This is a genomic window from Patiriisocius sp., assembly GCF_051252435.1.
Classification (GTDB): Bacteria; Bacteroidota; Bacteroidia; order Flavobacteriales; family Flavobacteriaceae; genus Patiriisocius.
The window spans coordinates 952,160-963,986 of record NZ_JBPOFW010000001.1; the positions used below are offsets into that span (position 1 = coordinate 952,160).

9 protein-coding genes are annotated in these 11,827 nt (G+C 37.1%); 6 read left to right on the forward strand and 3 right to left on the reverse strand.

All coding sequences use genetic code 11. The features are described from left to right. The first annotated feature begins 97 nt into the window (after positions 1-97). The 3 genes from katG (at position 98) to ACSHW7_RS04230 (ending at position 3,692) form a co-directional block, all read left to right on the forward strand. Positions 98-2,332 carry a catalase/peroxidase HPI gene (katG, locus tag ACSHW7_RS04220; protein WP_435678062.1) on the forward strand — a complete coding sequence of 745 codons (2,235 nt, stop codon included), beginning with the start codon at positions 98-100 and terminating at the stop codon, positions 2,330-2,332. Positions 2,333-2,397: 65 nt separating this feature from the next. Beyond that, positions 2,398-2,865 (forward strand): ankyrin repeat domain-containing protein, encoded by a 468-nt coding sequence (locus ACSHW7_RS04225; protein ID WP_435678063.1) that lies wholly within the window; start codon positions 2,398-2,400, stop codon positions 2,863-2,865. Between the two features lie 47 nt (positions 2,866-2,912). Continuing rightward, positions 2,913-3,692, forward strand: coding sequence for an amidohydrolase (locus ACSHW7_RS04230; protein WP_435678064.1), 780 nt, complete (start codon positions 2,913-2,915; stop codon positions 3,690-3,692). On the opposite strand, the gene ACSHW7_RS04235 is transcribed toward ACSHW7_RS04230, so the two are convergent. Next, on the reverse strand, positions 3,679-5,229 hold the full coding sequence (locus ACSHW7_RS04235; protein ID WP_435678065.1) for an Ig-like domain-containing protein: 1,551 nt from the start codon (positions 5,227-5,229) through the stop codon (positions 3,679-3,681). The genes ACSHW7_RS04230 and ACSHW7_RS04235 overlap by 14 nt on opposite strands. 141 nt (positions 5,230-5,370) lie before the next feature. Then, positions 5,371-6,051, reverse strand: a complete 681-nt coding sequence (locus ACSHW7_RS04240) for a ComF family protein (protein WP_435678066.1) — start codon at positions 6,049-6,051, stop codon at positions 5,371-5,373. 92 nt (positions 6,052-6,143) lie between these two features. Between ACSHW7_RS04240 and ACSHW7_RS04245 the strand changes: the two genes are divergently transcribed. Continuing rightward, positions 6,144-7,028 (forward strand): hypothetical protein, encoded by an 885-nt coding sequence (locus ACSHW7_RS04245; RefSeq protein WP_435678067.1) that lies wholly within the window; start codon positions 6,144-6,146, stop codon positions 7,026-7,028. A 188-nt stretch (positions 7,029-7,216) separates the two neighbouring features. Next, entirely contained in the window at positions 7,217-8,752 is a 1,536-nt protein-coding gene (locus tag ACSHW7_RS04250) for a glycine--tRNA ligase (RefSeq protein WP_435678068.1), read from the forward strand. An 83-nt stretch (positions 8,753-8,835) separates the two neighbouring features. Here the strand turns inward: ACSHW7_RS04250 and ACSHW7_RS04255 are convergent, their stop codons facing one another. Next, positions 8,836-9,198 (reverse strand): hypothetical protein, encoded by a 363-nt coding sequence (locus ACSHW7_RS04255; protein WP_435678069.1) that lies wholly within the window; start codon positions 9,196-9,198, stop codon positions 8,836-8,838. 236 nt (positions 9,199-9,434) lie between these two features. Between ACSHW7_RS04255 and ACSHW7_RS04260 the strand changes: the two genes are divergently transcribed. Continuing rightward, positions 9,435-11,615, forward strand: coding sequence for a T9SS type A sorting domain-containing protein (locus tag ACSHW7_RS04260; RefSeq protein ID WP_435678070.1), 2,181 nt, complete (start codon positions 9,435-9,437; stop codon positions 11,613-11,615). The last annotated feature ends 212 nt before the right edge of the window (positions 11,616-11,827 follow it).

The window sequence follows — 11,827 nt, forward strand, 5'->3', positions numbered from 1 at the left end:
CTTTATTAATACTTACAATCAATTTCAAAAATTATAGCTAACAAGAATATGTATCTTTAGTTTTTGAGAAATAATTTAAATAATTAAAAAATATAATATGAGTCATAAAGGAGAAGCTTGGGATATTAATGGAGTAAGAGGCGAGTGCCCATATTTTGCCGAGGGAGTTCAACAACAAACAGCAGGAGGCGGAATGTCAAACCGTAAATGGTGGCCTAATAGGTTAAAATTAAATGTGTTACGCCAGCACGCCGAAAAAAACAATCCTCTTGGTAAAGATTTTAACTACGCTGAAGCTTTTAAGAGTTTAGATTTTGATGCCTTAAAAAAGGACCTACTTGATTTAATGACAGATTCTCAAGAATGGTGGCCGGCAGATTATGGAAATTACGGAGGGTTTTTTATTCGTATGGCATGGCACAGTGCAGGAACTTATAGAGTGACAGATGGACGTGGTGGTGGAAATACTGGAAACCAAAGATTTGCTCCATTAAATAGTTGGCCAGATAATGGAAACCTTGATAAGGCGAGACTTTTACTTTGGCCAATTAAGCAGAAATATGGAAATAAAATTTCATGGGCAGATTTAATGATACTCGCAGGTAATTGCGCATTAGAGTCTATGGGCTTTGAAACTTTTGGTTTTGCTGGAGGTCGTGAAGATGTATGGGAACCAGAACAAGATATTTATTGGGGCTCAGAGTCTGAATGGATGGGGAACGAAGCACGTTACGAAAAAGATGGTGAATTAGAAAAACCACTTGCAGCCGCTCACATGGGATTGATTTATGTAAATCCAGAAGGACCAAACGGACAACCCGACCCAATAGGTTCTGCGCATGACATTCGTGAGACATTTGGGCGTATGGCAATGAACGATTATGAAACGGTAGCTTTAGTGGCAGGTGGACATACCTTTGGTAAAACTCACGGTGCGGGCGATGGCGATGCGCACGTTGGGATTGAACCCGAAGGGAGTAAAATAGAAGCGCAAGGACAAGGATGGTTAAATACTTTTGGTTCTGGACGTGGCGATGATACAATTACTAGCGGACTTGAAGGCGCTTGGACCCCAAATCCAGTGCGATGGGATCATGATTATTTTAAGATGTTATTTGAAAACGAATGGGAATTGACAAAAAGCCCTGCAGGAGCACACCAATGGAGACCAACTGATGCTTCAAATGCACCAAAAGCTCCAATGGCACACAATCCCTCAAAGTCCCAGGATTTGATGATGTCAACAGCAGATATGGCATTGAAAATGGATCCAATATATGAAAAGATTTCACGACACTTTATGGAGAACCCCAAAGAGTTTGAAGATGCTTTTGCACGTGCGTGGTACAAATTGACACACCGTGACATGGGACCTGTTTCAAGATATTTAGGACCAGAAGTTCCAAAAGAAGAATTACTTTGGCAAGATCCAATTTCACATGAAACGCGAAGTAGCATTAGTGATAATGATGTAGCAGCATTAAAAGAATCAATCAAAAATTCTGGGCTTTCAATACAACAAATGGTAACTACAGCTTGGGGCTCTGCATCAACATATAGAGGATCAGATATGCGAGGTGGAGCAAATGGAGCACGCATACGTTTAGCACCTCAAAAAAACTGGGAAGTAAATAACCCTGATTCACTTTCAAAAGTCTTGAATACACTTGAGGGAATACAAAGCGACTTTAATAGTTCTGCTTCTGGCGACACAAAAGTTTCAATGGCAGATGTTATTGTTTTAGCTGGATGTGTAGGTGTGGAAATGGCTGCAAAAAATGCGGGTCATGCTGTAAAAGTGCCATTTACAGCTGGAAGAGGAGATGCAACACAAGAACAAACAGATGTTGATTCTTTCAAATTTTTAGAACCTGTTGCAGACGGATTTAGAAATTATTTTAATCCTAATCAAATAGCAACAGCTGAAGAATTATTAGTTGATAAGGCTCAATTATTAACGCTTACCGTTCCAGAGATGACAGTATTAGTTGGAGGAATGCGTGCTATGGGAGCAAATTATAATGGTTCAAGTCACGGAGTGTTTACTAAAAATGAAGGCGCTTTGACTAATGATTTCTTTAAAAATCTGTTAGACATCAATACCACTTGGAAAGCGACATCTGAGGACGAAAGAACATTTGCAGGCCGCAACCGTAAAACGGGAGACATGGTTTGGGCAGGTACTAGAGCAGATCTTATTTTTGGTTCAAATTCAGAATTACGAGGAACAGCTGAGGTATATGCTACTGAAGATGCGCAAGAAAAGTTTGTGAATGATTTTGTCGCAGCATGGAATAAAGTGATGAATCTTGACCGATTTGATTTAAAATAATATTTTTAACAAATAATTGCAAAGCAACATCGCAAGGTGTTGCTTTCTTTTTTTACATTTATAACATGAGCAAAGAAGCACTTTTTAACGCAATTAGAGAAGGAAATTTGCAGGCAGTTGCCGAAATTTTAACCAACGACCCAAGCTTTGTCAGCACAAAAGACGACCGTGGGTCTACTCCTTTATTACTTGCTACATATTATGGATACAAAGACATCGCTGAAGAAATACTCAAGCATCCTCAAGATATTGATATGCAAGACGCATCTGGCAACACCGCTTTGATGGGTGTTTGTTTCAAAGGTTTTGATGAAATGGCAGCCTTATTGATGGCTCATGGTGCAGATGTAAATAAAACCAACTTCAACGGCGCTACTGCACTCATTTTTGCAACGACTTTTAATCGTCCCGCTATCGTAAAAATGTTGCTTGCAAACGGCGCAGACACTTCGATAAAAGACGATAAAGGAAATACAGCAAAGGACCACGCAGTAATGCAAGGCATAAAAAGTTTGGCAGATTTACTTGCATGATTTTTTTAGTTTTCTTCGGAAATTAGCTGGACATTCAATTGATTATTATGGAAAAAACTTTAAAAGTAACCATCGTTCAATCTCATTTGCATTGGGAAAATCCAATTGCCAATAGACAGCACTTTTCCGAAGTATTTGAAACCATAAAAGAACAAACCAACGTAATTGTACTCCCTGAAATGTTCACTACAGGTTTTTCAATGAATGCCGAAACGCTAGCCGAAGAAACAAATGGAGCCAGCCTACAATGGTTGCAAGCCGAAGCTAAAAAACACAACACCGCAATTACCGGAAGCGTAATTATCAAAGAAAGCGCCTATTTTTATAACCGTTTATTTTTCGTGTTGCCAGACGGTACTTTTAAAACCTACGACAAGAAACATACCTTCACATTAGCCGGCGAGCATAAAGTATATTCTGCCGGAGACCAGCAGCTAATTATAGATTTTAAAGGTTTTAAAATTAAACCACTAGTTTGTTATGATTTAAGATTTCCTGTGTGGGCAAGAAACACGGAAGATTACGATGTGTTGTTGTACGTTGCAAACTGGCCTGAAAAGCGCATAAATGCCTGGGATGCTCTTTTAAAAGCACGCGCCATAGAAAATATGAGTTATTGTATAGGTGTTAACAGAGTAGGCCTTGACGGAAATGGGCATCAATATACAGGACATTCCGCCGTTTATGATGTGTTGGGTAATTTGATATCAGAGACAGATTTTGAAAAAGAATTTCATCAAACAATAAGTTTGTCAAAGCAACACATTGACTCAAATAGAAAGCATCTCAACTTCTTAAATGATGCGGATAAATTTACTCTAACATAAAGGTTTCGTTCCAACTCCAATTAGGGCGGAGTTCAATTTTTGTGGGATAGTAAACCACTTTTTCGGGTGCTGTTCTAGACAAAAAATTTCCCGTATCCCATTTTTTATTTTCATTTTCATCATACAAAAGTCGGACAAAGTAATTGCCTGGTTTTATGTATTCAAAATAGATGGGTTTGGTTTCGGTAAGATACATTTCATCAACTACTTCAAATTTTTCGTCGACCAATTGCGCAATTATGGGAAACTCATTTGCATTGACAAGATTTAACGTCAAGGTTGCGTAATCTGACAATGGTTTTACGTTTTGCTTATAAACAATGGAATCACTTTCATTTTCAAAAAAATCAACTAAAGCTCCTTCGAGCATTGTAACCGAATAATATTGTTCTTCTTTTTTTGGAAAAATAATTTGCGCACTGTTTGTTTTTGGATTGATGCGAGAGGTAAATTCTATCGCTAAACTATCTCCATTCATAATGGAAATTTGCTCTTTATTTAAGGAAATTAAAGGTGTGTTTGTTTGAATTTCAAGCGTGTCTCTTAGAGCTACTGCGCCCACGTTTTTTGGAGTCAATTGCAACGAGTCTGCATATAATTCGCGCATACGAACAGCAAAAGTGTCACGTTCGGTTTTATATTGCGTTTCAAAAAGTAAGGAGTCGTTTGTAACTTCGGGTTTGAACCAAAAGTTGAGCGTGTCTTTGTCTTGTTGCTTTAAAACAATGGATTCAAATTCGGGTGACATTTCAGAAAGAAGTCTGATTTTCAAACTATCGCCATTACCTTTGTAACCAAAACTGATTCGGTTTTTACTTTCTAATTTTGGCCTTGAAGCTTTGTAACTTGTAAGTTCTTTAAACAGTTTTATTTGAAAAGTGCTATCGGAAGGCAGCGTTATTGGTGTGGGATAAAATGCAATCTTATCGGTATCTGGCTGAAATGTGTAGTTGTTGGTCGTTTCTTTTATTGCAATTAATTGATAAGTACCTTCTTTTATATTCGTGAGTTCAAAGTCGCTACCGTCTATTGCGGTGGTGGTGATATAGTTCGGTTTCTCGTTGAAAATTATAGAATCGGTGTAATTTTCGTCAATTTCATAAAGTAAAATTGAAGTTTGATCTTTTGTTTCGGCAAGTAGCGCGTCGATGACAGTTCCTTTTAAAGTTAGGCTATCAATGAATGTTCCGGTGGAAAAAACGTATTTATAATTGGGGAAAATATTTCCTTCGTTGTTGTCGATAATACTATTTCCGAAGTTAAATGAATACGTGGTATTCTCTCTCAACGTATCGAGAATTTTGATGCGCAACGTTTTTGAAATGCTCGTAGGCGTAATAATAGGAGGATATTTTAATGGAGGCGAAACGATTAGCTCCTTTGTAATATCTTTAAGTTTTATATACTCGTCAAAGGTTATTTTAATTTCATCTTCAGAAAAATTTGTCGTAAAATTTTCGGGGAAACTTCTCGTGATTACTGGCGGAATACTGTCTTTAAGACCCCCGCTAGGGCGTCCTTTTTTTGCGCAATCCACAAAGGACAGCATAAAAAGAAGTAATATAGTTATATAAAGGAAACGAATTCTCACAAAGAAAGGACTAAAATTTAACGACAAAAATAGGTAAACTTTTAATGTATAAATGCTAAAACTGCTTTTGCAAATTACAGATTTAATTTACGAGACTGTCACTGCAATGGAAGCAAAGCTAATCTTGGCATTTGAATTTTCAAGAAGTTTGAGCGCACAATTTTCTAAAGTCGCTCCCGTAGTAATAATGTCATCCACGAGCAAAATATGTTTATCTTGAATAAGTTGCAAATTCTCTAAGGTAAGTGTTTGAGTTGTGTCCATTCTTTTCAAACGGCCTTTAAAAACCTGCGTTTTTGTATTTACGGTTTTTAATAAAACATTTTCCCGAAATGGAATTTCGAGCGCTTTTGCAATTTCAGAACCAAAGCCAGTTACTTGATTGTAACCACGTTCTCGTTTTTTAGTTTTATGGATGGGCACGGGAACCACAATGTCGATGTCTTTATAACCTTCTAAAGTTTTTAATTCAGCACCAAGCCATGCACCAAAAAAAGTACTTATCTCCTCTTGTTTTCGGTATTTGAGATTGTGCATTAATTCTTGCACTATACTTTGCTTTCCAAATTTTAAAAGTGCAGTCGCATTTATTACGGGGATTCTTCCGTAGAAAATTTCTTTAATGATGTTATTTGCGTTGTTCTTTTGTTCAATCAATGGCAAACTGTGCCTGCATTTTACACAAAGTATTATTTCAGAAGCAGAGAGCAGGCTATTACAGCCGTTACAAACTTTTGGAAATAAGATATTTAACAGGTCTTTTATCATAATTTATCATTTCTTTTAGACTTTGTCAACTACATTCGCCCTACTTTTGTCAATTACAACCAAACATTATTAAACCGTAAAATATCAATTTTATGACAGACGAAACAAAAAATAACACACGCTTTAAAGTGCTCATCGGTGTTCTTACTTTATTATTAATAGGTCTTGCCGTGTATACATTTACACTATATCAAGACAGTAGTGATTCTATTTCGGCACTCGAAGTGCAAAAGGCTAATGTAGAAACAGAACTTGAAGACCTTATTGAAAATTACAACGAAATAATTCAAGATAATGAATTAAAAGACAAAGAATTACTTGCGGCTAGAGAAAGAATTGTCATCTTATTAGATTCGGTAAAAGATAGTGAAGCAAATGCGTCATTAATTCAGCGATATAAAGTTGAAATTGGAAGACTAAAAGACGAACGTAAAATGCTCTTTAAAAGAGCCGATAGTCTAATTCTTGCAAATCAAAGACTAGCGATTGAAAGAGATAGCACTACAAATGTATTGACCGAAACAATCAAAGTGGTAGATTCTGTAAATGAGTCTAACGAAGTATTGGCAACAACAATTAAGAAAGCTGGTGTGCTTGGAGTTACCAACCTTAGAGGTGAGGCGGTGATTGTTAGAAATAGTGGAAAAATTGTAGATACTCAAAGATCAAGCAGAGCAGATAAATTGAGAGCATGCTACACGCTAGCACCAAACACAATTGCCAAAAAAGGGGATAGAATGCTATATGTACAAGTGCTCAATCCAAGAAATAATGTACTTGGCGACAATGCAAAAATTACATTTGAAGGCAAACAATTAAATTACAGCGCCACTACAAATGTGTTTTATGAAAATGAAGCGCTCGACGTTTGTACACTAGTGGACGCAAAAGAAAGTGACCTTATAGAAGGTAGGTATATCGTCAACATTTTTGACGGCGCAAAGCAAATTGCAACAACTACTTTTGAATTGAAATAGAAGTTTCATTTTTTGGCAAAGCCGAAATATGAAATCAAAGAAACCCTTTGCTACTGAAATTTTCAGATGTAAAGGGTTTTTTGTGTTCAATCATTTTTGATTTCTTCGGAAATATGAAATGCGTAAAATTTCAGAAAAAATAATTAAGGAGAAGTGAATTCCCCACGCCAATTTTCTATTTTTGCGCTATGGCAAATAATGAATATCAATTTAAAAAAGTAATCTCTCACGCTAAGGAATATGGATATATTTTTGGCTCGAGTGAAATCTATGACGGTTTAAGTGCTGTTTATGATTATGCGCAAAATGGCGTTGAATTAAAGAAAAACATACGCGAATATTGGTGGCGCAGTATGGTGCACATGCATCAAAACATTGTGGGTCTCGATGCCGCAATATTAATGCACCCAACTACTTGGAAAGCCTCAGGTCACGTGGATGCCTTCAATGATCCATTGATTGATAATAAAGACTCAAAAAAGCGCTATCGTGCAGATGTGTTGATTGAAGACTATGCTGAGAAACTAGAGCAAAAGGCGCAAAAAGAAATTGCAAAAGCAGCAAAGCGTTTTGGTGATGCTTTCAACGAGCAAGAATTTGTTACAACAAACCCAAGAGTCGTTGGTTATTTAACAAACAAAAAAGAAATTTTAGAACGCATGGCGCGTTCATTACAAGCAGAAGACCTTGCCGATGTAAAGTTATTGATCGAAGAGCTTGAAATAGCTTGTCCGCTAAGCGGTTCAAGAAATTGGACGGAGGTAAAACAATTTAATTTGATGTTTGGTACAAAACTAGGTGCCTCTACCGACACGGCAACCGATTTATACCTAAGACCGGAAACAGCGCAAGGTATTTTTGTGAACTTCTTGAATGTACAGAAAACTGGGAGGATGAAAATACCTTTCGGTATCGCACAGACTGGAAAAGCATTCAGAAATGAAATTGTAGCACGACAATTTATCTTTAGAATGCGTGAGTTTGAGCAAATGGAAATGCAATTTTTTGTACGTCCGGGCGAGGAAATGAAATGGTACGAGTATTGGAAAGAAACAAGACTCAACTGGCACCTTTCGCTTGGTTTGGGGAAAGAGAATTATAGATTCCACGACCACGAAAAATTAGCACATTACGCAAATGCAGCGGCAGATATTGAATTTAATTTTCCATTCGGTTTTAAAGAACTCGAGGGAATACACAGTCGGACAGATTTTGATTTAAAAGCACACGAAAAACATAGTGGTAAAAAGCTACAGTTTTTTGATCCAGATTTAAAAGAGAATTACACGCCGTATGTGGTTGAAACATCTATTGGGCTAGATAGAATGTTTCTCGCGGTATTGAGTACGGCACTTGACGATGAGCAATTAGAGGACGGTTCTTCACGCACAGTTTTAAAATTGCCAGCAATATTGGCACCTGTAAAAGTAGCTGTCTTTCCGCTTGTTAAAAAAGATGGTTTGCCCGAAATCGCCAATAGCATTATAGAGGACCTACAATGGAATTATAACGTATTCTACGATGAGAAAGATGCGGTTGGAAAAAGATACCGCCGCCAAGATGCCAATGGAACACCATTTTGCGTAACCGTTGATCATCAAACTATTGAGGATCAAACAGTGACTATACGACATAGGGATTCTATGGAGCAGGAGCGTATAAAGATTTCAGAAATAGATAGTATTGTTTCAAAAGCAATCTCAATGAAGGAGTGGCTTAAGTAAAATAAAGTATTATTAAATAAAAATTTCCGAAGCGAAACCATTTGTTTTACTTCGGAAATTTTAGTTTTATACTATTTAAGAAATTATTTTCTAACTTCTATTTTTTCGATACTTACTGGATTTGCTTTTTCGCAACGGTTCATCATTCTAAGACCATTAAAGGTGAACCAAATTTTCATTCCGTCTTTTTTATAGCTTTCTTCAAGATTGATTGGGTCTAAAAAATAAGAATCTTCGCCAGCCATTTCGATTACATAAGGGCAATCTCCTTCAGCTGTGCTTGCTACAATTGTTCCTTGTTTAAAGCCGGCTTTCATCATTTTGGCATCAGTCATTATTGTTTGAGATTTTTCATCGCCGTTTGCGGCATCGGTTGCGGTTTTCTTTGATGTACAGCAGGCAGTTATTGAAATACAGATTGTGAGTATCAACGTTCTAATTAGCATGATTAAATGTTTTTAAGGTTATTCAGTTTTGAAATTTACAAATATTGTGCCTTTAAAAATTGTTTAGTTGCATTTTAATTTATATCGTCTAAAAGAATTTCTGTTCGTTTCAACTGGATATCATTTTATTTAGGAGATTAAAGTGAGAAAATGCAACCAGTTAACGTTTGTTGTTTAGCTTATTTCGCCGTATTTTTAGAAGTTCAAAAAAATATTTAAACTTAAATTTACGTATCATGAAATTTACTAACTACATTATGGGCTTAGGGCTACTGGTAACAGTGAGTCTAACAGCTCAAGAAGCACAGCAATATCCTGCTACCGATTATGGTATGTTGGGTACGCCTATTAGCGTGCCAAGTATTGCGGAACAAATAAGAATTGGCACTTTTATAGAAGCAGACAATACGCCTCGAGAAGGTCGTCCAAAAAGACAACAAGGAAATCAAGTGATTCCAGGAAAAGGATCTGCTGGTATAGACGAGGCATTACAAACTGCGCCTCCTATCCATAACTCAAAAGCACCTTTATTAGTTTTTGATGCAGATACAAATTCTCAAGCTACGCCATCAGATCCTACAGGTGCTGTGGGACCTAATCATTTTATAGGGGCTTGGAATTCTGCCTTTAGAATTTTTGATAAAACAGGAGCTCCATTAACTAATGAAGCTTCTTTGGGTACAATTTTTCCAGGAAATGCAATAGGTGATCCCATTGTATTTTTTGACCCTTATATTGAAAATGGTCCAGGAGAGCCTAGAGGTCGTTTTGTAATTACAGAGTTTGATAGCAGCCCCAATGGATTTAACATGGCTGTGTGTAAAGGTATTGACCCGGTAAATGATGGCTGGTGGGTTTACACTACAGGCTTTACAACGGGACAATTTCCAGATTACACAAAATTTTCTGTATGGAGTGATGCTTATTATGTAACAGCAAATATTAACCAAGCAAACCGAGTGTTTGCCGTAGAACGCCAGCAAATGGCAGATGGGTTACCTGCACAACGTATTTCTTTCCAACTTCCTGGTATAGCTACTAATGGTTTTTATAGCCCACATGGATTTTCAGCAACTGGTGGATCTGAACCAGAAAAAGGTGATTTTTGTGTAGTGTACTTACAAGATGATGCTTGGGGTGGTGTAAACGATGATCACTTAAAGATTTGGACTTTTAATGTAGATTGGGAAACTCCAAGTAACTCTACAGTATCAGCCGCACAAATACTTCCAACGACTGATTTTATTTCTGTTTTTGATGGAGGTAGTTTTGCGAATCTTGAACAACCAGGAGGTCCTGATATTGATGCCTTGCAGGCAACAGTGATGAATCAAGCACAATTCAGAAAATTTGACACCTACAACTCAGCGTTACTAAACTTTGTGGTTGATACAGATCCTACAGGAGGAGAACTTGCAGGTATTCGTTGGTATGAGTTACGACAAACTGCACAGGGACAACCTTGGACTATTTTTCAAGAAGGAACATATACTGCACCAAACGGAAGAGACGCTTTTTCTGGAAGTATGGTAATGGATATCTTTGGAAATATTGGATTGGCATATTCGTCTGTAAGTGATACAGAGCGCATTTCAATTCGCTATACAGGTCGTTTTGCAGGTGACCCAGCTGGTCAAATGACAATCGCTGAAGATTTAATTGCACAGAGCACACAAAACAATCCAAACACTCGTTTTGCAGATTATGTACATTTATCTGTTGATCCTTTAGATGATCAAACAATGTGGCATATTGCAGAGTATTTTAATCCAAACAGAAGAGATGTTGTAGGTGTGTTTAAACATGCCAATCCTGTTGCAAACGATTTAGCGGTAATTAATTTAACTCCAAATACGGGTTCAAACTTAACAGCTACCGAAGTAGTTACAATTGAGGTTCAAAATTATGGTACTGCTCCTCAGTCTGGTTTTCCAGTGACTTATTCGGTGAATGGAGGTCCTGTTGTCTCTGAAACATTTTCTGGATCTATAGCTCCAGGAGCTACGGGAACTTTTAGTTTTGCTCAAACAGCAGATTTATCTGCTATAGGTGAGTATCGTATTGAAACTGCTGCTAATAATGCGGGAGACCTTAATCCGTTTAACAACGTGTATGGAGAAAATGTAGATAATGAAGAGATATTATCTATTTCAGACCTAGAACTTGCTAATGCTGAAATGATTGTGACATCAACGGATCAGAAAAACTTCGTGATTACAATGACTACTACCTATGATAAAATCCTTCCAATTTCTGTTTATGATATAAGAGGAAAATTGTTGGCATTCAACAACCTTGCTAAGGATGGAAATAAATATCGTTATGAGCTAGATATGTCTTATGTAGCTTCAGGAGTTTATTTAGTAAAATTAGGAAATGGAGACCTTGAAAAGTCTGCTAAGATTATTGTGAAATAATCCAATAGTTTTAATATAAATATTTAAAGGGAAGTCATATTGTGGCTTCCCTTTTTTTAGTGAAACCCCTCACTGAGAATCCAGCTTTTTTGCTGGAGCACTCAATGAGGAAGGTTGAACTAATCCCGCTCTTTCAGCGGGATTTTTATTACAGTGTAAAACCCCAAATGGAATATATAGTTATCATACTGGAGCAGTGAATGTGCCAGATT

Coding starts and splice junctions, on each gene's coding strand:
- katG (WP_435678062.1), top strand. CDS start 98: ATGAGTCATAAAGGAGAAGCTTGGGATATTAATGGAGTAAGAGGCGAG.
- ACSHW7_RS04225 (WP_435678063.1), top strand. CDS start 2,398: ATGAGCAAAGAAGCACTTTTTAACGCAATTAGAGAAGGAAATTTGCAG.
- ACSHW7_RS04230 (WP_435678064.1), top strand. CDS start 2,913: ATGGAAAAAACTTTAAAAGTAACCATCGTTCAATCTCATTTGCATTGG.
- ACSHW7_RS04240 (WP_435678066.1), bottom strand. CDS start 6,051: ATGATAAAAGACCTGTTAAATATCTTATTTCCAAAAGTTTGTAACGGC.
- ACSHW7_RS04245 (WP_435678067.1), top strand. CDS start 6,144: ATGACAGACGAAACAAAAAATAACACACGCTTTAAAGTGCTCATCGGT.
- ACSHW7_RS04250 (WP_435678068.1), top strand. CDS start 7,217: ATGGCAAATAATGAATATCAATTTAAAAAAGTAATCTCTCACGCTAAG.
- ACSHW7_RS04255 (WP_435678069.1), bottom strand. CDS start 9,198: ATGCTAATTAGAACGTTGATACTCACAATCTGTATTTCAATAACTGCC.
- ACSHW7_RS04260 (WP_435678070.1), top strand. CDS start 9,435: ATGAAATTTACTAACTACATTATGGGCTTAGGGCTACTGGTAACAGTG.